The 19,183-nt window shown below is 69.8% G+C and carries 24 protein-coding genes; 1 reads left to right on the forward strand and 23 read right to left on the reverse strand.

Features of this window, described 5'->3' with window-relative positions:
* Positions 1-16: 16 nt before the first annotated feature.
* From ACG00X_RS02770 to nifB, 13 genes are all read right to left on the reverse strand, one after another.
* Positions 17-853 carry an SIR2 family NAD-dependent protein deacylase gene (locus tag ACG00X_RS02770; protein ID WP_394486409.1) on the reverse strand — a complete coding sequence of 279 codons (837 nt, stop codon included), beginning with the start codon at positions 851-853 and terminating at the stop codon, positions 17-19.
* A 9-nt stretch (positions 854-862) separates the two neighbouring features.
* On the reverse strand, positions 863-2,011 hold the full coding sequence (locus ACG00X_RS02775) for a DegT/DnrJ/EryC1/StrS family aminotransferase (RefSeq protein WP_394486779.1): 1,149 nt from the start codon (positions 2,009-2,011) through the stop codon (positions 863-865).
* A gap of 57 nt (positions 2,012-2,068) precedes the next feature.
* Positions 2,069-2,329 (reverse strand): hypothetical protein, encoded by a 261-nt coding sequence (locus ACG00X_RS02780; RefSeq protein WP_394486410.1) that lies wholly within the window; start codon positions 2,327-2,329, stop codon positions 2,069-2,071.
* A complete protein-coding gene (gene nifT / locus ACG00X_RS02785) occupies positions 2,329-2,547 on the reverse strand; it encodes a putative nitrogen fixation protein NifT (RefSeq protein WP_394486411.1) in 219 nt (72 codons plus the stop codon). Before nifT ends, ACG00X_RS02780 begins: the two co-directional genes overlap by 1 nt.
* A gap of 24 nt (positions 2,548-2,571) precedes the next feature.
* Positions 2,572-3,729, reverse strand: a complete 1,158-nt coding sequence (locus ACG00X_RS02790; RefSeq protein WP_394486412.1) for a cysteine desulfurase family protein — start codon at positions 3,727-3,729, stop codon at positions 2,572-2,574.
* A complete protein-coding gene (locus ACG00X_RS02795; RefSeq protein ID WP_394486413.1) occupies positions 3,726-4,073 on the reverse strand; it encodes a DUF3024 domain-containing protein in 348 nt (115 codons plus the stop codon). The genes ACG00X_RS02790 and ACG00X_RS02795 overlap by 4 nt, the downstream gene beginning before the upstream one ends.
* Positions 4,070-4,354, reverse strand: coding sequence for a nitrogen fixation protein NifZ (locus tag ACG00X_RS02800; RefSeq protein WP_394486414.1), 285 nt, complete (start codon positions 4,352-4,354; stop codon positions 4,070-4,072). The genes ACG00X_RS02795 and ACG00X_RS02800 overlap by 4 nt, the downstream gene beginning before the upstream one ends.
* A 17-nt stretch (positions 4,355-4,371) precedes the next feature.
* Entirely contained in the window at positions 4,372-4,707 is a 336-nt protein-coding gene (locus ACG00X_RS02805) for a nitrogen fixation protein NifZ (RefSeq protein ID WP_394486415.1), read from the reverse strand.
* Positions 4,700-5,515 carry a 4Fe4S-binding leucine-rich repeat protein gene (locus ACG00X_RS02810; RefSeq protein ID WP_394486416.1) on the reverse strand — a complete coding sequence of 272 codons (816 nt, stop codon included), beginning with the start codon at positions 5,513-5,515 and terminating at the stop codon, positions 4,700-4,702. The genes ACG00X_RS02805 and ACG00X_RS02810 overlap by 8 nt, the downstream gene beginning before the upstream one ends.
* The gene (locus tag ACG00X_RS02815; protein ID WP_394486417.1) at positions 5,512-6,120 is read right to left on the reverse strand and encodes a hypothetical protein; all 609 of its coding nucleotides are present in this window, start codon (positions 6,118-6,120) and stop codon (positions 5,512-5,514) included. The genes ACG00X_RS02810 and ACG00X_RS02815 overlap by 4 nt, the downstream gene beginning before the upstream one ends.
* A gap of 23 nt (positions 6,121-6,143) precedes the next feature.
* Entirely contained in the window at positions 6,144-6,545 is a 402-nt protein-coding gene (locus tag ACG00X_RS02820; RefSeq protein ID WP_394486418.1) for a HesB/IscA family protein, read from the reverse strand.
* Between the two features lie 92 nt (positions 6,546-6,637).
* Positions 6,638-6,832, reverse strand: a complete 195-nt coding sequence (locus ACG00X_RS02825; RefSeq protein ID WP_394486419.1) for a 4Fe-4S binding protein — start codon at positions 6,830-6,832, stop codon at positions 6,638-6,640.
* 31 nt (positions 6,833-6,863) lie between these two features.
* Positions 6,864-8,450: a nitrogenase cofactor biosynthesis protein NifB gene (gene nifB, locus ACG00X_RS02830; protein WP_394486420.1), complete on the reverse strand. Its 1,587-nt coding sequence runs from the start codon at positions 8,448-8,450 to the stop codon at positions 6,864-6,866.
* 252 nt (positions 8,451-8,702) lie between these two features.
* Between nifB and ACG00X_RS02835 the strand changes: the two genes are divergently transcribed.
* Positions 8,703-9,125 carry a DNA-binding transcriptional response regulator gene (locus tag ACG00X_RS02835; RefSeq protein WP_394486421.1) on the forward strand — a complete coding sequence of 141 codons (423 nt, stop codon included), beginning with the start codon at positions 8,703-8,705 and terminating at the stop codon, positions 9,123-9,125.
* 123 nt (positions 9,126-9,248) lie between these two features.
* On the opposite strand, the gene ACG00X_RS02840 is transcribed toward ACG00X_RS02835, so the two are convergent.
* From ACG00X_RS02840 to ACG00X_RS02885, 10 genes are all read right to left on the reverse strand, one after another.
* The gene (locus ACG00X_RS02840) at positions 9,249-10,376 is read right to left on the reverse strand and encodes an ABC transporter substrate-binding protein (protein WP_394486422.1); all 1,128 of its coding nucleotides are present in this window, start codon (positions 10,374-10,376) and stop codon (positions 9,249-9,251) included.
* Positions 10,377-10,720: 344 nt separating this feature from the next.
* On the reverse strand, positions 10,721-12,520 hold the full coding sequence (nifA, locus tag ACG00X_RS02845) for a nif-specific transcriptional activator NifA (RefSeq protein WP_394486423.1): 1,800 nt from the start codon (positions 12,518-12,520) through the stop codon (positions 10,721-10,723).
* A gap of 181 nt (positions 12,521-12,701) precedes the next feature.
* Entirely contained in the window at positions 12,702-13,229 is a 528-nt protein-coding gene (locus ACG00X_RS02850; RefSeq protein WP_394486424.1) for an RrF2 family transcriptional regulator, read from the reverse strand.
* Positions 13,230-13,239: 10 nt separating this feature from the next.
* Entirely contained in the window at positions 13,240-13,539 is a 300-nt protein-coding gene (locus ACG00X_RS02855; RefSeq protein ID WP_394486425.1) for a ferredoxin family protein, read from the reverse strand.
* Positions 13,536-14,843 carry an FAD-dependent oxidoreductase gene (locus ACG00X_RS02860; RefSeq protein ID WP_394486426.1) on the reverse strand — a complete coding sequence of 436 codons (1,308 nt, stop codon included), beginning with the start codon at positions 14,841-14,843 and terminating at the stop codon, positions 13,536-13,538. The genes ACG00X_RS02855 and ACG00X_RS02860 overlap by 4 nt, the downstream gene beginning before the upstream one ends.
* 69 nt (positions 14,844-14,912) lie before the next feature.
* Positions 14,913-16,046 carry an electron transfer flavoprotein subunit alpha/FixB family protein gene (locus ACG00X_RS02865; protein WP_394486427.1) on the reverse strand — a complete coding sequence of 378 codons (1,134 nt, stop codon included), beginning with the start codon at positions 16,044-16,046 and terminating at the stop codon, positions 14,913-14,915.
* Positions 16,047-16,065: 19 nt separating this feature from the next.
* The gene (locus ACG00X_RS02870; protein WP_394486428.1) at positions 16,066-16,914 is read right to left on the reverse strand and encodes an electron transfer flavoprotein subunit beta/FixA family protein; all 849 of its coding nucleotides are present in this window, start codon (positions 16,912-16,914) and stop codon (positions 16,066-16,068) included.
* 32 nt (positions 16,915-16,946) lie between these two features.
* Entirely contained in the window at positions 16,947-17,345 is a 399-nt protein-coding gene (nifW, locus tag ACG00X_RS02875; RefSeq protein ID WP_394486429.1) for a nitrogenase stabilizing/protective protein NifW, read from the reverse strand.
* Between the two features lie 12 nt (positions 17,346-17,357).
* Positions 17,358-18,512 carry a homocitrate synthase gene (gene nifV / locus ACG00X_RS02880; RefSeq protein ID WP_394486430.1) on the reverse strand — a complete coding sequence of 385 codons (1,155 nt, stop codon included), beginning with the start codon at positions 18,510-18,512 and terminating at the stop codon, positions 17,358-17,360.
* A 239-nt stretch (positions 18,513-18,751) separates the two neighbouring features.
* Complete coding sequence (locus ACG00X_RS02885) at positions 18,752-19,135, reverse strand: 2Fe-2S iron-sulfur cluster-binding protein (RefSeq protein ID WP_394486780.1); 384 nt, start codon at positions 19,133-19,135, stop codon at positions 18,752-18,754.
* Positions 19,136-19,183: the final 48 nt, after the last annotated feature.

The raw sequence follows: 19,183 nt of genomic DNA on the forward strand, positions 1-19,183 counted from the left end.
TTCCTTGGGAGGGGGGTCAGGCCGGCGCCGTGGCGCTCAGTTGGGCGGCCACGTCAGCCAGCGGCTGGGCGATGCGCGTGATGCCCTGTTCCTCCAGGAAGCGGGACTCCATGCGCGTGGGTTCGTCCGGCAGCACCGCGTAATGCGGGCCGCCGGAGCGCTTGAGGATCTGCCGCGCGAAGGCCCGCGGCAGCTGGTCGTTGAAGCGGCAGCCGAGAAAGACGAAGCCCAGCGTGCTGCGGCGCTGCTGCACGAGCTCGGGGATGGGCGTCTGGATGTCGATCTCGGTCAGCACCTCGACGAAGTCGGTGTCCGACACCAGGTAGTTGCTGCCCGGGTGGCGGCCGCCCCAGGGCTTGTAGAGCACCGTCGGCGCGGCCACGGGGTCGGGCGCCAGCGAGCCGTCGGCACCGTACCAGCCGGTCCACGCACCGAAGTGCTCGCTTTGCGACAGGCCCTGCACCTCGGCCCAGTCGCTGCGCGCGGCCAGCGCCTCGCGCAGCGTGTCGTCGTACCAGGTGTCGACGATGAGCGGCGCCGGCAGGGCGGCCAGCCAGCGGTGCAGTGCGGACGGTGCCGGCGCGCGGGCGAAGGCCTCGTCCATCAGCGCCAACAGTGTCTTGCGGTGCTTGAAGTTCTCGATGAACTGCGCGACGGCGGTGACGCGGTGCCGGATCTTGCCGGGCACGGAGCTTTTGCCGCTGAGAAAGGCGGCCAACGCGGCCGGGTCGGCGGGCACGGACGCGTCGGCGCACAGTGCCAGCAAACCCGGGCCGAGGTAGGGCGCCAGGCGACCGGCTCGCAGGCCGGCCGGCACGTCGTCGGGGAGCGTGGGGAGGGTGGTGTAGCTCATGGCATCGGTTCAGTAGATGGCGGCGCCGGCGCCGACGTTGACGGAGCTGTCCTTCATCGTCTTCACGATGAACTTGACGTGATCGGGCTCCAGGTGGCCATGGAAGGGCAGCGCGACGGCGCGGTCGGCGATGCGTTCCACGAGCGGGAACTGCCCGCGCCGCCAGCCCTGCTGCATGTAATGGAACTGCTGGTGCAGGGGCTGGCAGTACATGACGGCCTCGATGGACTCGTCGGCCATGTCCTCGATGATTTCGTCGCAGGCGCTGGCGGTGAAGCGCTTGCCCAGGTGAACCGTGTAGACCATCCAGTGCACCTCGTCGACGTCCGGCGCGACATAGGGCGGCTTGATGCCTTCGAAGGTCTGCATCTGGGCCAGGTAGTAGCCGGCGACCTCGCGCCGCTTGGCCAGGATCTCGGGCAGCCGGGCGAGCTGGCCGGCGGCCACCGCGGCGGTCAGCTCGCTCATCGCCGCCTGCAGCGGCACGCGCGAGCCGACCGACACCGAGCGCCGGTCCTTCAGCGAGCGGGCGCGCAGGTAGCGCAGCTCGGCGGCCAGCGCGTCGTCGTCGGTCAGCACGATGCCGCCTTCGCCGCAGCACAGCGCCGACGGCTGGGAGAAATCGAACACGCTGGCGCGACCGAAGCTGCCCACCAGCCGGCCTTGCCAGCGCGAGCCGATGGCTTCGGTGGAGTCTTCCAGCAGCGTCAGCCCGCGTTCGGCGGCGAGCGCCTCGAACTCACCCCAGGCCGCCGGGTGGCCGTTGACGTTGCCCACCAGCAAGGCCTTGGTGGCCATGCCGATCTGCGCGGCTGCGCGCGTCGGGTCCAGGCAGCCGGACCAGTAGTTGATGTCGGCGAACACCAGCCGTGCGCCGGTCAGCGTCACGGCGTGGGCCACCTGGTGCCAGCCGTAGGGCGAGGCCACGACCTCGTCGCCCGGGCCGATGCCCAGCGCACGCAGCAGCAGCCAGGTGGCGATGGTGCCGCTGGCCACGGCCACGCCGTGGCGGCGATCGTGCTGCTGGGCAAAGCAGTGCTCGAAGTGCTCCACCATGCGCCCGCACGAGAGCTGCGGCTCGGCCAGCGCGGCTTGCACGAGGTGAAGTTCCACACCGCTGAGGTCGGGGTCGGACAGGCGCAGCCAGTCGTCCGGCAGGTCCAGTTCTTCGGCGGCGGCCTGGGTGGGCGGGGCGGTCAGCGTCGTGTCCATCATTCAAGCCAGGAAGAGACCGGCAGCCTGGGCCGGATCGGTGGTGACTGACCAGCAGTGGCCGTCGCTGGCCCCGAGGTAGAGGCGCCGCTGCGGGCCCTGGGCGGCGGGCACCTCGCTGCGCATGTCGAAGGCGTCGACGACGACGACCCGCAGTGGCGCGTATTGCGCGCGTAGCAGCGCGGCCGCCTCGCGTGCCGACGCGGCCGTCTCGGCCAGGCGCAAGGCCTCGGCCAGCTGGCCGGCGTCGAACGGTGCGGTCATCAGTCGCTCCCGCCGGACAGCCGGCGCGCCTCGACCGTGATCGGCAGCCCGGTGCCGGCCGCCATCTCCGGCAGCGCCAGCTCCCAGCCGTTGGCCAGCGTCACGGTGCCGCCCCACAGCTCGGGCTTTTCCTGCGCGACGATGGGCTCCTCGAGGTCCTTCTTGGGCACGTAGGCAGACAGCACGCCGGCCGTGCTCCTTCGGATCATGACTTTCATGCGGGCTCCGTGGGTTTGTTCATGTCAGACGGGGGTGGCCTGGGTCGCGTCGGCCAGCAGCGGCAGCAGCGCGGTGCGCACGGCGGCGATGGCGCGCTCGATGTCGTCCACCGTCGTATCGCGCCCGGTGGACAGCCGGATGGCGGCCTTGGCGCGGTCGGCGGGCTCGCCCATGGCCAGCAGCACATGCGAGGGCTGCGTGCCACCGGCGCTGCAGGCCGCACCGGACGACGCCAGCACGCCCGCGCGCTCCAGGCGCGACAGCACCTGGTCGGCGTCCAGCGTGCCCAGGCGCAGGCAGGTCGTGTTGGGCAGTCGCGCGACGGAGCGGCCATAGACGTGCACCTGCGGTGACAGCGCCAACAGCCCCTGCTCCAGCCGTTGTTGCAGCTCGTGCAGATGCGCGAGGTCCGCGCGCAGCGTCAATGCCGCGCGCTCGGCCGCGGCGGCAAACCCCAGGATGCCCGGCAGGTTCTCGGTGCCGCCGCGCCGCTGGCGTTCCTGCCGGCCCGACAGCAGCGCCGGCAGCGCCAGACCCTTGCGCATCACCAGCGCACCGATGCCCTTGGGGCCGTGCAGCTTGTGGGCCGAGACGGACCACAGATCCGCCCCCGAGGCGTCGAAGCGCAGCTCGCTCTTGCCGGCGAGCTGGGTGGCGTCCACATGCATCAGCGCGCCCGCCGCCTGCGCCAGCCGGGCGAGGGCCGCAACGGGCATGCACACGCCCGTCTCGTTGTTCGCGCCCATGACGCTGACCAGCGCCACATCGGGCCCGATGAGCCGCTCGGCCGCGGCCAGGTCCAGGCTGCCATCGGTCTGCACCGGCAGCAGGTCGACGGCCACGCCTTCGCCGCGCAGCCGCTGCGCCAGCGTGAGCTGGGCCGGATGCTCGACGCTGCTGAGCACCAGGCGGTTGCGCCCCGCCGTGCGGCCCGCAGCCAGGCCGCCGAGCAGGGCCATGTGGTTGGCCTCGGTCGCGCCGCTGGTGAACACCAGTTCGGCCCCCTGGCAGCCCAGGAAGCTGGCGACGCGCGTGCGTGCGTCGGCCAGCGCGCGGCGCGCGGCCTGGCCCGCCGCGTGTGTCGACGACGGGTTGGCCCAGAGGGTCAGCAGCGCGTCCTGCACCTCCTCGATGGCTTCGGCGCAGGGGCGGGTGGTGGCGTTGTGGTCGAGGTAGATCATTGCCAGAACTCCCGCGCCGGGTCGGCGCACAGCAGCTCCAGCAGCACCGGCAGCGGTCCTTCGCGGCACAGGCGCCAGCCGCCCTCGGCGTGATCGCGGGCGAACAGCAGCCAGCCGGCATCCGGCTGCGGGCGCAGCCAGGCGATGTCGATCTCGCCGCCGTCCGGATCGACGTTGCGGGAGCAGTTGGGGCTGACGACCTTCCAGCCTTCGCCCTCCGGCACGACCTGGGGGTGCACGTATTTGTAGCGTTGGCGGCGGGCCAGCGCGCGCTCGATGCGCAGCGCGTCCAGCGGCAGCACCACGCCACTGGCGCCTTCCGGCAGGCTGAGCGGCTGGCTCATGCGCCCAGCTCCTCGGCCGGCTGGGGCAGCGGCAGCGGGCTGCCCGCCGGCAGGATCTCGTGCTCCAGGCAGCCGATGACGGCCAGCCCAAAGTCGACCATGTAGACGGCGATGTTGGCCTCGGCGTGGTGACCCACCTGCACGATCTCGCCGGGCCCGCCGGCGACGATCATCAGCTGGTCTTCGGCCACGTCCGGGTGGCTGCCGTCGTTGTAGAGGTCCACCGCCGCGACGACGGGCTGGCCCCACTGGAACTTGGGAACGGCGGGTTCGATGAGCATGGCCTGTCCTCCTGGGGTCAACGCAAGGATGTGAGCTGCGCGGCCTTGTCGCCGAGCTGTGCCAGCACGTCGTCGGGCAGGTGATCCAGCGTGCAGAGCTCCTTGGCACGCATGCCGACGCGGTGCCCGCTGTCGACGAACTCCACGGCGTAGATGTAGAACTGCTGCAGGAAGGTGCCGATGGAGGTGACGAAGCCCACCTCGCCCTTGTTCACGAGCACCGCGCCGATGTCCTTGCCGTTGTAGGTGCCGTCGTTGCGGATGACGCTGCGGCTGACCACGCGCTCGCCCATGCGAAAGCGCGGGGGCGAGGCGATCTCGAGTTCGTCGTCGTCGCGGGCGATGTCAGCCATGGGGCAGCTCCTCGGGGGCGGGCACTGAGGCCAGGCCCGGGCGGCGCAGCAGGCCCCGCCGGTGGGCGGCGCGCGCGCGCACCTCGCTGTCGGGGTCGTCGAGGTACAGGCCCAGCACCGTTTCGTCGGCGCGGCCGGCGGCCTCCCAGCGCACCAGCAGGTCCGTATCGCGGCTGAAGCGGCCCAGCAGGGGTGCCGGCAGGCGCTGCGCGACGACGCGCCGCACCTCGGGCTCGGGGTCTGCAGCCAGCGGCCACAGGCCGGGCATGTCGAGCCGCCGGGCAACCTCCTGGCGGACCTGCGCGTCGGCGTCGCGGGCGAGCAGCGGCAGCAGCGCGACGGGCAGCCGCCGGGCCACGGTGGCGCGAACCTGGTAGTCGGCGTCGTGCATCATCGTGGCGAGCTGCTCCGGGGCCAGGCGTTGCGCCACGCGGATGCGCACCTCGCGGTGCGGGTCGCCCCGCAGCCGCTGCAGCTGCCGCTGGGGCAGGCGCAGCGCCAGCTGCAGCCGCACGGTCTCGTCGGGGTCGTCGATGAGCGCGGGCAGCAGGAAGACATCGGCGTGGCGCGCGGCGATGGCGCGTACCTCGAAGTAGCCGTGCTGCAGGTGTCGCGCGGCCAGCGCCGGGTGGCGCGCGAAGAAGCGGTCGATGCGCCGGGCGTAGGCGTCCTGCAGGCAGGCACGGCCGGGCTCACAGGCCTGCTGCGGCAGCAGATCCCGGTGTTCGCATGTCGAGCAGTCCAGCGGGCCGCCCTGCCAGTGGCGAGCCGGGATGTCGTTCCAGCCGGGTGCGGAAAAGTCGGTCATGACGGGCTCCCGGGCCGGGCGGTGGCTGCGGCATCGAGCAGGCGCCAGGCCTGCGCGCCGGTGGCCGCAAGCGCCGGGCCGGCGTCGGCATCGTCCGGGTCATCGCCGTCCTGCAGGCGCCGCAACTGGCGCAACCGGACCGCCTCGATGACGGCGGCGCCCACGCGGTCGTCCGGGTCGAGCACGCGCAGCTTGGCCAGCGCGGCCTGCGCCTCGGCGCCGTCGCCCAGCCGCAGGCTCAGGTAGGCGTAGCCCTTGAGCACCCACAGGTAAAAGCGCGTCGCCACGTCGTCGCCGGCGCCTGGCAGCGGGCAGTCGGGCACATCGCGCCACAGCGGCGGCAGCCCCAGGGCCTGGGCCGCGCTGAGCAGTGCCTTGCGCGCGACGGCGCGGGCCAGGCGCGGGCGGTGGCTGTAGAAGTAGTGGCGGTAGAACGCGATCAGCACGGCCGGGTGGCTGGGCGCCAGCGCACTGGCGCGCATCAGCGCGGCCATCGTGCGCGTCGCGTCACCGCGGGCCTGGCCCGCTTCGCGCAGCGCGGCTTCGGCCTCGGGCGGCAAGCCCTGGCCCAGCACGGCAGCGTCGAAGTCGGCAACGGGTGTCATGGCCGTGCGGTGCGTGGCGTGAATCAGTGGCCGACCGGGCGGGCCGTGCGGCGCACGATGGCGCTGACGGACACACTGGCCTCGGCCGGCGGGCTGGCGTCTGCCGAGCTGGAGCAGCCGCAGGCGCCGGCCTTGGGGTTGACGAAGGTCAGGCCCGAGGAGGTCGGCGTCTCGGCGAAGTCCACGGTCACGCCTTCCAGCATGAGGCGGCTTTCCGCAGGCAGGTAGAGCTTGACGTCGTCCACCTGCACCTCGCTGTCACCGGCACGCGGTGCGGATTCGACGCTGAACTCGGCGCTGTAGCCCGAGCAGCCGCCGGGCGTGACGGTCAGGCGAAAGCCGCCGGCCGGGTGGTCGGAAAAGCGCACCATGCGCCGGATGAATTTCGTGGCGGCCGGGGTGACGGTGAAGTCGGGTTGAAGCATGGGTTGTCTCCTGGGAGCGTTGGCGCGCCTGGGGCGCGCGTCTCGGGCCGGGCGGCCCGTTCAGCCGGCGTGGCTGCGGAAGCGGCCCCGCGTCACGCCGGCTTGATACAGCCGTCCACCGGGCAGACGGACACGCACTGCGGCGCGTCGAACTGCCCCTCGCACTCGGTGCACTTGGCCGGGTCGATGATGAAAGTGCCACCCTTCTCGCGGATGGCGACGTTGGGGCACTCGGGCTCGCAGGCGGAGCAGCCGGTGCAGCTGGAGGCGATGATCTTCAGGGCCATGGGGGTCTCCGGGGGCGGTGGGAATGAGGCGTCAGGCGGCTTTCTCGGCCGCACCCGAGAAGGCGCCCTGGCGGATGTGCGCGTCGCCGCGCGCCTGGTGCACGATGTCGCCGCGCGCCACGCGGTCGCAGTAGTCGGCAAACCAGGACAGCGCCGCCTTCTCGATGAACTCGTGGGCGTAGGCGTCCACCGGCTCGATGCCGGCGGCCTTCAGCTCGTCGCGCGGGCAGGCGCCGATCTTGGACACCAGCACGGCATGGCAGTCGTTGATGGCTTTGACGATGGAGGGCAGTTGCTCGTCCTCGCCGTAGCCGCCCTGGCAGTACAGGTCCACGCGGCGGTGGCCGACGAACAGCGCCTCGCCGCGGCTGACTTCGAAGATCTGGAATTCGGTTGCGTGCCCGAAGTGCTGGTTGACCTTGCCATGGCCCTCGGTCGCCACGGCGACCAGCAGCTTCATGTCCGGGTCGACGCCGGCATGCGTGGCCTGCGCGGCCAGCGCCTCCGATTTGGCTGCCACCTGGGCCTGCCGCTCGGCCTCCACCTGTTCCTGGTAGGCGCGGCGCTTGTCGAGGTCGTAGACCACGTCCATCTCGTCGATCTTGTCGAGCGTGAACTCCTCGCTGCGGTCCTCGCCGAGCAGGCCGACCGCGTCGGCCCGGCACTGGCGGCAGTGCCGCATCAGGTTGGCGCCGCCGGCGCAGGCATCCTGCACGGCCTTGAGCTCCTGCGCGGTGGGGCCGCGCTGGCCGGTCAGCCCGAACACGGTGCCATGCTCGGCTTCCGAGATCAGCGGCATGATGTTGTGCAGGAAGGCGCCGCGCTTCTTGACCTCGCGGTTGACCTCGATCAGGTGCTCGTCGTTGATGCCCGGGATGAGCACCGAATTGATCTTGGTGAGCACACCGCGCGCGGTGAGCATCTCCAGCCCCTGCATCTGGCGCTCGTGCAGGATCTTGGCGGCCTCATAGCCGGTGTAGCGCTTGTGGTTGTAGAAGATCCACGGGTAGATCTTCTCGCCCACCGCCGGGTCCACCATGTTGATGGTGATGGTGACGTGGTCGATGTTGTACTTGACGATCTCGTCGACCTGGTCCGGCAGCGCCAGGCCGTTGGTGGACAGGCACAGCTTGATGTCGGGCGCCTGCTCGTGAAGCATGCGCATGGTGTCGAAGGTCTTCTTCGGGTTGGCCAGCGAGTCGCCCGGGCCGGCGATGCCCAGCACCGTCATCTGCGGGATTTCGCTGGCCACGGCCAGCACCTTCTTCACGGCCTGGTCGGGCGTGAGCTTCTGGCTGACGACGCCGGGGCGGCTCTCGTTGCTGCAGTCGTATTTGCGATTGCAGTAGTTGCACTGGATGTTGCAGGCCGGCGCCACGGCCACGTGCATGCGTGCGTAGTGGTGGTGGGCCTCCTCCGAGTAGCAGGGATGGTTCTTGACCTTCTCCCAGATCTCGGCGGGCATGTCGTCCGGCCCGCCGGAGGAGCCGCAGCTGGACTTGCCCGCGCCTCCCGTGCTGCTGCAACCGCCGGCGGCGACTGTCTCCAGGATCTGGCTGACGGCCTGGCGGGACTTGCTCAGGTTGCTGGCGTCAACGTAGGCGGTGGCTTGCGACATCGGCTGACCTCATGGCGTTGGGTGTGCCCTCTCATTGCGAGAGCCGTGCCAAGGCCGTGCAGCCGCGCCTTCCCTTACGAATCAGTCACTTGCACGCTTGCCCCGCGCTGCGGCGGGTGTTTCGTTGCCGACAAACCCAACATCCACGACGCGCGCGGCGGCGCCTGCCGGCCCCGCGTCGCTGTGAGTGGGCTGCGGCACGCGGCTTGCGTGAAGGCCGGGTACCCGAGAACGGACTGGCAGGAGAGCCCCATGCAGATCGGTGTCGACACGGCCCGCGCGGTCGAGAGCAAGCGTGCCTTCATCCTGGACCTGGACGACGTGAGCGCCACGGCGCTGCAGTTCATGCTGGCCGATGAGCTGGAGGTGCATGTGTTCCCCGGCAGTGCCCAGGCGCAGCAGCACCCGGCCGCCGACCGCGTGGACGTGCTGCTGCTGGGCGCCAGCGTCATCGAGGCCGAGTCGCCAATGGTGGTTGAACGCCTTCAGCAAGCCTGGCCCGGTGTGCCGGTGCTGGCCTTCGGGCCGGCGGCAGACGCCGGGGTTCAGGCTGCGCTCGCGCAGGGCGCGCGCACGGCCATCGAGCGGCCTTTCAAGCTGGAAACGGTGCGCCGCAAGGTCAACGCACACATCGGGCGGCGTGCGTTGCTCGACATCCCGGTGGCGCGGGCTTGAGGCCAGGGGGCCGGCGGAGGAGGCCGGCCTCAAACGGGGCGGGGAGCCCCGCAGTGATTCGTTGAAGCCCCCAGGCGTCTCACCGAGATCTGGGGGCGTGCCGGGCCGAAGCGGCCCGCGGCATCAACGGCGGAACTTGCCCGACTGGTCGATGATGGCCAGGTCCACGTAGTCCATGCCGCTGTGGTCGGTGGCGCTGTAGCCGACCTCCACGCCGCCCAGATCGAAGCGGCCCAGGCTTTCCAGCGCCTTGCGCAAGCCTTCACGCGTGGGCTGCTTGCCGGCGCGCTTGAGGCCTTCCACCAGCACCTTGGCCGAGGCGTAGCCCTCCACCATGCTCGGCGTGAGTTCGGTACCGGCCTTGCGGGCGGCTTCCGTGGCTTCCTTGATGATGGGCTTGGCCATGGAGCGCTCGTACGGGAACACCTGGCTGACGATGACGCCATGGCCGACGTCGCCGAGGTCCTTGATGAAAGCGGCCGATGCGTTGTTGGACAGCGTGACGAGCTGGGCGGTCGAGCCCGTGGCCCGCACGGCCTTCATGCCTTCCACCGCCGCGGCGACGGAGCCGATGAACATCACGGCCTGGGGCTGGGGCTGGGCTGCCATCACCTTGGCGACGATGGGCGTCAGCTCGGGCTTGCTGCGGTCGAACTTCACATGGGCCACCGGCTGCTTGTTCGTCTTGGCCAGCCCGGCGAGCGCGCCCTGGACGGCGTCCTCGCCGAAGCTGTCGTTGGTCTGGACGATGGCGATCCGGTTGATGCCGATCAGGCTCAGGTGCTCGATCGCGCGTTCGGCCTCGCGCTGGTAGCTGGCGCGCACGTTGAACACCCAGGGCTGCAGCGGCTTGTGCAACACCATGGCACCGGTCGACGGTGCGACCAGCACGATCTTGTGCTCGGCCAGCAGCGGCAGCACGGCTTGCGTGTGCGGCGTGCCGCGGGTGAGGAACAGCGCCAGCGCACCCTTGTTGATCAGGGCTGCGGCGTTGGTGGCGGTCAGCTTGGGGTCGAACTGGTCGTCCATCGACAGCAGCTTGATCTTCTCGCCGTGCACGCCACCTTCGGCGTTCACGGTGTCGAAATACATCGACGCGCCGGCGGTGACTTCCTTGACGCTGCCAGCGGCCGCGCCGGTGAAGCCGGCTGTCTGGCCGATGAGCAATTCCGCCTTGGCTGCGCCGAGCATGCCGGCGGTGGCCAGCAATGCGGCGAGGGCGCGATGGGCGAATCGCCGTGATGGGGTCATGGGTGTCTCCGGGAGGTTTCCGCCGGGCAAGTCCAGCGAAAGCGTGTGGTGGGCGGCTCGTGGAGTGAGCCAGGGAAGCGCCGCATTCGAGCATGCGCCGGAGCGGCCTGCGGTGTCAGGCGCCGGCTGCAGCGGCCACAGGCGCGAACAAATCGACGCCTGCTGGCCTGGCGTGATGCGAGCGGGGCGGCAGTCTACGGGGCGCGGCGGGTTCGCCGGCTGTCCGCAGCCTGTGTGGTGAGCCCGATCTAAAAGCGCAGTTTCATGCGGTTTCGTGCGGTTTCGGTGCTACACAGCGACGCGCACCGCGCCGCCTCTGAAGCCATCTCGCACGCCGGCAGGGATCAGAACTTGTGCACTTCGATGTTGTATTTCCTCAGCGCATAGCCGAGCTGCCGTGGCGTGACGTGCAGCAGCCGCGCCGCCTTGGCCTGGACCCAGGCGCATTGCTCCATGGCCCAGATCAGCCGCTCGCGTTCGCCGCGCGGCGGCTCAGCGCCGTACTGGCGCGGCACGCCGTTGAGGCGTTCGGTGGGCCCGATGCGCACGACGCCGTCGGCCTCAGTATCGAATTCGTCGTCGGTGTCGCCGCTGCCGTCACCATAGGTTTCGACGCTTGCGTCGTCATCGCCGCTGGCAGGGGCCGGCAGCGCCGGCCTGGTGGGCGAGGCCGGCCGGGGCGATTCCTTGATGGGGATGCGGACGATGTTCACCGGGGCCACCGCGTCGGCCTTGTCCAGGTGGTGCAGCGTCTGCGTGAGGCAGCGGTTTTGCCGGCACGGAAAGGCGATGGCGCGGATCAGGTCGCCCTCGACCATGGTCGCGGTGCGCTCGATGCAGTTCTCCAGCTCACGCACGTTGCCGGGCCAGTAGCAGTGCGTCAGCACATCCATCGCGTCGGCCGAGATCTTCAGCTTGCGGCGGTTTTCCTTGTTGTAGCGGTCGAGGAAATGCGCCACCAGCGGCGGCACGTCGCTGCGACGTTCGCGCAGTGGCGGCAGGAAGATGCTGACGACGTTGATGCGGTAGTACAGGTCGGCCCGGTACTCGCCTCGCTGCACCATGCGCTCCAGGTCGCGGTTGGTGGCGCAGATCAGCCGCACGTCCACCTTGATCGTGCGGTTGCCGCCGACCCGCTCGAACTCGCGCTCCTGCAGCACGCGCAACAGCTTGGCCTGGAAGGCAGCGCTGATGTCGCCCACTTCGTCGAGGAACAGCGAGCCGCCATGGGCCTGCTCGAAGCGGCCCTTGCGGTCGGCGGCGGCGCCGGTGAAGGCGCCGCGCTCATGGCCGAAGAGCTCGCTCTCCAGCAGGCTCTCGGTGAGTGCCGCGCAGTTGACCTTGATGAATGGGCCGTCGCGGCGCGTGGAGTGAAAGTGGATGGCGCGGGCGATGGCTTCCTTGCCGGTGCCGCTCTCGCCGCGCAGCAGCACGGTGGCGCGGGTGGGGGCGGCCTGGTGTACCTCGGCAAACACGCGCTGCATCTCCGCCGAGTTGCCGACGACACTGTCCAGCGTATAGCGGCCCCGGGGCTCGGGTGTCAGGGCCTTTTTCAGCCTTGTCGTCTCCAGCTGCAGTCGCTGATGCTCGGCCGTGACCGCGCGCGCCAGCACGCAGGCCTGCGCCAGCAACGTGGCCACCATGCGCAGCACCCGCTGGTCGTCGCTGAGCCGCGTCTGGCCGGCCACCTCGCGCTGCGCGGCCAGCACGCCCACCACCATGTGGTCGTTGAGCAGCGGCACGGCCAGGAAGCACAGGCGCCGCCCGTCCTGGCCACCGAAGGCGCCGGTGCGGTCGACGAATTCGGTCGACTCGGTGATGTTGGGCACCGTCGCCGGCACGCCCGACTGAAACACGCGGCCGATGATGCCGTCCCCCGGCGACCACACGCCACGCCCGACCTGCTCGTGGCTCAGGCCCGCTGCGCTGTGCACGCGCAGCTGCTGTGGCTCGGTGCTCTCTCCGTCCTGGAGCTCGTCCGCCAGCACGATCATGGCGCGCTCGAGCTGCAGGTGGACGGCCAGGACGTTCAGGGCTTCGCGGAAGCTCCGCTGCAGATCGAGGGATGCGCCCAGGATGCGGCAGATCTCGTAGATCGTGATCAGCTCGACGTGGGATCGCTCGGGCGCCAGCGCGGGAACCATAACCACCTCCTCGCGGGTGTCAATGCAGGATCACGGCCGCGCCATTCCGGGGCACGCCCGCTGACCTGCAGATACATGCAAGAAACCCGCCTGCTGGCACCCGCCATCGCGCCCGGGCGCGGTGCCGCACTCATCATTTGACGAGGATCAGGAATCGGCGTGTTTTCTCCCTCACTGAACGTCAATCCGCATCAATCAGCGCCGCAGCCAGTGCAAACACACTGTTAGCGTGCGTGGGGATGCGGACGGGCTCCAGCACAGGTCGGGTCGAGATGCCCCGCCGCAGTGCGTGGCCTGCTTCATCGCAGGGATCGGCCTGGTGCGCTTCGGGCTCGTCGTTGACGAGATCTTGCAGCGACACCGCCGCCAGGCAGCGCGTCATTGCGCGGCTCAGCAGCGGCCAGCTGCCTTGCAGCTTGCTCGTGCTGGTGCCTGCCTTGGGCGCCTTGTCGACGGCGGCCACGATGTCGGCGATGCTGATGTCGCGCGCGGCCCGCGCGAGCTGATAGCCGCCGCCGGGCCCGCGCAGCGACTGCACCAGCCCGCCGCGACGCAGCGGGCCGAAGACCTGCTCGACGCTGGACAGCGAGATGTCCAGATGCGCGCACAGCTGCGGCAGGGCCAGCGGGCTTTCCTGGGCGCAGCGCTCCAGGCTGACCATGGCGGCCACGGCAATGTAGGCGCGGCTGCTCAGTGTGAAGTTCAGCATGTGGTCCCCTTCAGCCGAACTTGAACAGGATGCCGTGCCCGCCGCGCGGGTATTCCCACGCGACGTTCGTGTGCTCCGTGCAGATGACCCGGCAGCTGCCGCACTCCAGGCAGCCGTCGGTGATCAGCGTGACGCGTCCATTGCCTTCGGCCTTGTAGCAGGCGGCCGGGCAGATGAAGGTGCACTGCTGCGTCTGACAGGCGTTGGTGCAGATGTCCGCATCCTTGATCTGGATGTGCGGGCGGCCATGGTCGACCTTGTAGCGGTTCTGGAAGAGCTTTTCTTCCACGTTGACGGTGACGGCGTTCATCGCGTACCTCTCCAGAGCTTGAATGCATCGCCCACCAGGCCGGTGAGCCGGCGGGCCGTCTTGAAGCTGCCCATGACTTCGCGCTGCTTGGTCATCTTGTCGATGCCATCGACCGTGAACATCGTCTTGGCGGCACGGTTGAGCAGGGCAGGGTAGGTGGTGAAGAACTGCGGGCTGGATTCGAGGATCTCCGGCAGCCGCCGGTATTTCTTCAAATCCTTCATGACGAAGCTCTCGTCCAGCGCGTCCTTGTAGGCCTTGAGCGTGCGTGCGGTCAGGGGCCTGTCGGCGGCCTTCGCGGCGATGACGGTCTCGGCCGCCAGGCGACCGGTGGTCATCGCCAGGTTGGAGCCCTCGCGGTGCGCGGCATTCACGAAGCCGCCGGAGTCGCCGACGATCATCCAGCCGTCGCCGTAGATGCGCGGCACGGCGTTGAAGCCGCCTTCGGGGATAAGGTGGGCGCAGTACTCCTTCATCTCGCCGCCTTCGATCAGCGGCGCGATGGCGGGGTGCTGCTTGAGCTTTTCGAGCAGCGCGTAAGGCGTGGTGCGGTTGGGGTTGGTCTTGAAGTCGGCCAGCATGCAGCCGACGCCGATCGTCAGCGAATCCTTGTTCGTGTAGAGGAAGCCCGTGCCCACCATGCCTTCGGTGACCGAGCCCATCATCTCGATGACGACGCCTTCCTCCTCCTTGATGTTGAAACGCGCCTGGATGGTTTCCTCCGGCAGGAACAGGATCTCCTTGACGGCCAGTGCCACGCTCTTGGGCGACAGCTCGCCGTGAAAGCCCGCCTTGCGGGCGAGCGTGGAGTTCACGCCGTCGGCCAGGACGACGACATCGGCGTAGACCTCGCCGCCCATGCGGTCGCAGCGCACGCCAGCCACACGCTCGCCGTCGAGCAGCAACTCCTCCACCGTGGTCTCGCAGATCAGCAGCACGCCGGCCTCGCGCACCTTGCTGGAGAACCACTTGTCGAACTGCGCCCGGATGATGGTGTAGCGGTTGTAGGGCGGCTTGTTGTAGTCGTCGCTGCGGTAGTGGCTGCCGACGAAGCTGTTGTCGTCGAGCATCCACATGCGCTGCTCGATGATGTGGCGCTCCAGCGGCGCGTCGTCGCGGAAGTCGGGAATGATCTTCTCGAGCGCGTCGGAGTACAGGATGGCGCCTTGCACATTCTTGCTGCCGGGGTACTCGCCGCGCTCGATCTGCAGCACCTTCAACCCCGCCTTGGCCATCGTGTAGGCCGCCGCGTTGCCGGAGGGGCCGGCGCCGACGACGATGGCGTCGAACTTTTCTTGGCTCATGACTGATGCTCCGATCGAGGAAAGTGAGGGGCCGTTGCGGGCCCGGCGTGGGCGTGGCGCGCACTCATGTCAAGCGGCGCGGCGGATGCGCTTGTCCAGGTGGGTGCGGAAGGCCTGCGTCAGCACCGGCAGCACCTGCATCGCGTTGCCAACGATGCCGTGGTGCGCGAAGTCGAAGATGGGGGCGTTCGGGTCGGTGTTGATGGCGACGATGATGTCGCTGGCCTCCATGCCCACGCGGTGCTGGATGGCGCCGGACACGCCGGCGGCGATGTAGAGCTTCGGCCGCACGGTCTTGCCCGTCTGGCCCACCTGGCGTTCGGCCTCCAGCCAGCCGGCCTGCGTCACCGCGCGGGTGGCGCCCACCTCGGCGCCAAGCACGCGCGCCAGCTCCCACACGAGGCGGCAGTTGTCGGCGTTCTTCATGCCCTTGCCGGCCGTCACGATGATATCGGCGTAGGTCAGGTTCACCGTGTTGCGGCTGGTGTCGGGAATGAACTCCAGCAGCTTGGTGACGATGTCGGTCTCGATCATGCCCAGGCCCATCGTGATGATGTCGCCGGTGCGGCTGTCGTCGCGGCGCGGCATGGGCGCGGTGCGCGGGCGCATCGTGGCCATCTGCGGCCGGTAGGCCAGCGTCATGATCGTGCACAGCAGCGAGCCGCCGAACGTGGGGCGGGTGGCCGCCAGCGCGCGGCCGTCGATGTTGAGCTCCGTGCAGTCGGCCGTCAGCCCGGTGGCCAGCGTGGTGGCGACCGAGCCGGCCAGGTCGCGGCCCATGGTGGTGGCGCCCAGCAGCAGGATTTCGGGCTGGTACTGGTTGACCAGGTCGGTCATGCCCTTGGTGAAGGGCTCGTTGCGGTAGCCCTGCAGCACCGGGTCTCGCATCACGTAGGCGTGGTCGGCGCCATAGGCATAGGCCTCCTTGGCGAAGGCTTCCAGCGGGTCGCCCGGGCCGCCGAGCAGCACGCCGCTCACGTCCACGCCCAGCTTGTCGGCCAGCTTGCGCGCTTCGCCCATGAGCTCCCAGCTGACCGGGTGCACATGGCCGCGGTCGTGCTCGACGAACACCCACACGCCCTTGTAGGCCTTCAGGTGCTCGGGCAGCTCGGTGCTGCGGCCGCTGCGGCCGGCGGTCTTCAGCGCGCCACCGGCGGCACCGGCACCACCGCTGCTGGGCTCGGGTTTGGCGTTTGCATTCATGTCGCGTCTCCTTGGGCGATCAGGCCGACAGGCGTTCCACGGTCTCTTCCTCCAGCGTCGGGTGCGTGGTGAAGATCTTCTGGATGAGGTTGAGGCAGACGTCGTTGACGCTGCTGTCCGACACCACCTGCACGTCGGCCTTCTCGCTGCGCGGCTTGGGGCCGAACACCTTGCTGACGATGGTGGGCGAGCCCTTGAGGCCGATCTTGGTGAGGTCCTCGATGCCGGCGTCTTCCTTGTTCCACTTGCGCACGGGGCAGCGCGCGGCGCGCAGCATGTCCTCCATGGTCGCGAAGCGCATCTCGTTCGTGCCTTCCAGCATCGTGATCAGGCTGGGCAGCGTGGTGTCGAGCAGCTGCACGCCGCCTTCGGCGCGCCGCTCGACCTGGATGCGGCAGGCATCGAGGTCGACCTTGACGATCTTGCTGACGTAGGTGAGCAGGTTCAGCCCCAGCCGCTTGGCCACGCCGGGGCCGACCTGCGCGGTGTCGCCGTCGATGGTCTGCTTGCCCGTGAACACCAGGTCCACGGCCTGCTCCTGGCCGATCTTGCGGATGGCGGCGGCCAGCGCGTAGGACGTCGCCAGCGTGTCGGCCCCCGCAAAGGCTCGGTCGGTCACGAGGATGGCGTCGGTGGCGCCGAAGCTCAGGCACTTGCGCAGCGCGTCCTCGGCCTGCGGCGGGCCCATGCACAGCATGGTGACGCGGCCGCCAAACTGATCCTTCAGGCGCAGCGCCTCTTCCAGCGCGAACAGGTCGTAGGGGTTGACGATGGCCGGCACGCCCTGACGCATGATGGTGTTGGTGACCGGGTGGACGCGGATCTGCGCCGAGTCCGGCACCTGCTTGATGCAGACGACGATGTGCATGGGAGGCTCCTCCGTGTGGGTGCGACGCGCTGTCAGGCCGGACCGGCCAGGGGAAGCGCCTGCGGCTCGCTGCGGCGCACATCACCGTCCGCGCGCGGTGCCGGGCGTGCCAGGGGCAGCGTCTGACGCAGGCTCTCCAGCGAGACGTGCTGACGGCCATCGGCGTCCTGGAACACCTTGAACACCTTCTCGCGGTAGGCGGTGGAGGTCGTGAAGTCCTGGTAGGCCTGGGTCAGCATCTCGCGGTAGCGGCGGAACAACTCCACGTCGTCCAGCCCCTTGAGCCCCTCGGCGCGGTGGAGGTATTGGTAGAAGCGCTTGAGGATGTGCAGCCGGTTCACGTGCACGACGTGTTCGTCGTAGGGGATGCCGAAGAATTCCAGGAACTCGTTGGCGCTGGACAGCGCCTTGAGTTGTTGCATGAGGTCCATGGTGGGTCTCCTTCACACCGGATGCGGCACGCGGGCCGCGACTTCCGAAATCAGACGGCGCAGCTCGGCGCCGTCCAGTTGGCGTTTGGTTTGCGTGGCGTGTTCGCGCACGCGGGCCAGCAGGGGGTCCAGCACCTCGTCGCGCACCTGCAGCTGCAGCCGTTGCAGCTCGCGCCGCAGGCCCGCCGAACCGCTGTGTTTGCCCAGCACCAGCGCGTGGGTGCGGCCCAGCTCGGCGGGGTCGAAGGGCTGGTAGTTGCGCGGGTCCTTCAAGAGGCCGTCCACATGGATGCCCGACTCGTGCGAGAACACCGCGTCGCCCACGATGCTCTTGCCCGCCGGCACCGGCCGGCCCGAGGCCGCCGCGACGCGCTGCGACAAGCCCACGAGCGCGCGGGTGTCCACGCCGCACTCGATGCCGTGCAGGTGGCGCAGCGCCATGACCACCTCTTCCAGCGCCGCGTTGCCCGCGCGCTCGCCCAGCCCGTTGACGGTGGTGCTCGCGTGCGTGGCGCCCGCCCGCACGGCGGCCAGCGTGTTGGCGGTGGCCAGGCCCAGGTCGTTGTGGGCGTGGATCTCGATGTCCAGGTCGGTGGCTGCGCGCAGATGGCCGATGCGCTCATGCGTGCTGAACGGGTCCAGCAGGCCCAGCGTGTCGGCAAAACGCAGCCGAATGGCCCCCGCGCGCTGCGCCACCGCTGCCACCTGCGCGATGAAGCCCATGTCGGCGCGAGAGGCATCTTCCAGGCCGACGCTGGGCACCAGGCCGGCGGCACGCGCGTCGCTCACGCAGCGCTGCACCGTGGCCAGCGCCCAGGCGCGGTCACGGCCCAGCTTGTGGGCGAGCTGCTGGTCCGACACCGGGACGGACAGATGCACGATGTCGGCACCGCACGCCGCCGCACTCTGCAGGTCGAACTGCAGCATGCGCGCCCAGACCATGGTGCGGGCGCGCAGCCCGGCATGGGTGATGGCGCGCAGCGTGTCGATCTCCTGCGCGCCCATCGCGGCGATGCCCACCTCCAGCTCCGGCACGCCCGCGGCGTCCAGCGCCTGCGCGATGGCGAGCTTTTCTTCCCGCGAGAAGGCCACGCCCGCCGTCTGCTCGCCGTCGCGCAGCGTGGTGTCGTTCAGGGTGCAGGGCCAGGGGGAGGAGGCGGTGTGCATGATGACCGTTGCGGAGGTTCTGTCTCCTGCATCGCAAAGGCTGTGCCATCCGCCGCGATTCGCTAAACCGTTGATTTCAGTGACATTTGCGAACGTCGGGGTGCTGCGCGGCGCGTGTGTCGATTGTTGGCTTGTCGACATGTCGTGCGGCCGCGTGGCGCAGCGGCCAGAAACACGCCAGCCCCTCGGCCGCAGCGGCGGCAACGAGGGGCTGGCGGGGCAGGGCGGGAGGCTGCCGGCTACTTCTCGCGCGCGTGGTTCTTGGTGTAGCGCGGCAGCTCGATGACCAGCGCCGGCCCGCGCACCTTCACGCAGCAGGACAGCCGCGACTGCGCATCGACGCCCCAGGCGTCGTCGAGCTGGTCTTCCTCCTCATCGTCGGCAGGCTGCAAGGCGTCGGCGCCGCTGCGCACGTGGACGTGGCAGGTGGCGCAAGCCCCGACCTTCTCGCAAGCATGCTCGATGGCCACGCCGGCCTGCAGCAACTCGTCCACCAGCTTGCGGCCGGTGCGCGCCGCAAAGCGCAGGCCGGTGGGGCAGAGGTCCGGGTGGGGCAGGATGGTCACCTCGGTCGTGGCGGTGCCGGGGCTGGCGCCATTGGCAAGCGCCGCCGGTCGCGGCAAAGACGCCGATGGCGGCGAAGGCGGCGTAGCCGTGGTCATGCGCGCTCC

Origin of the sequence: Pelomonas nitida, assembly GCF_043555975.1 — a bacterium.
GTDB lineage: Bacteria > Pseudomonadota > Gammaproteobacteria > Burkholderiales > Burkholderiaceae_C > Pelomonas > Pelomonas nitida.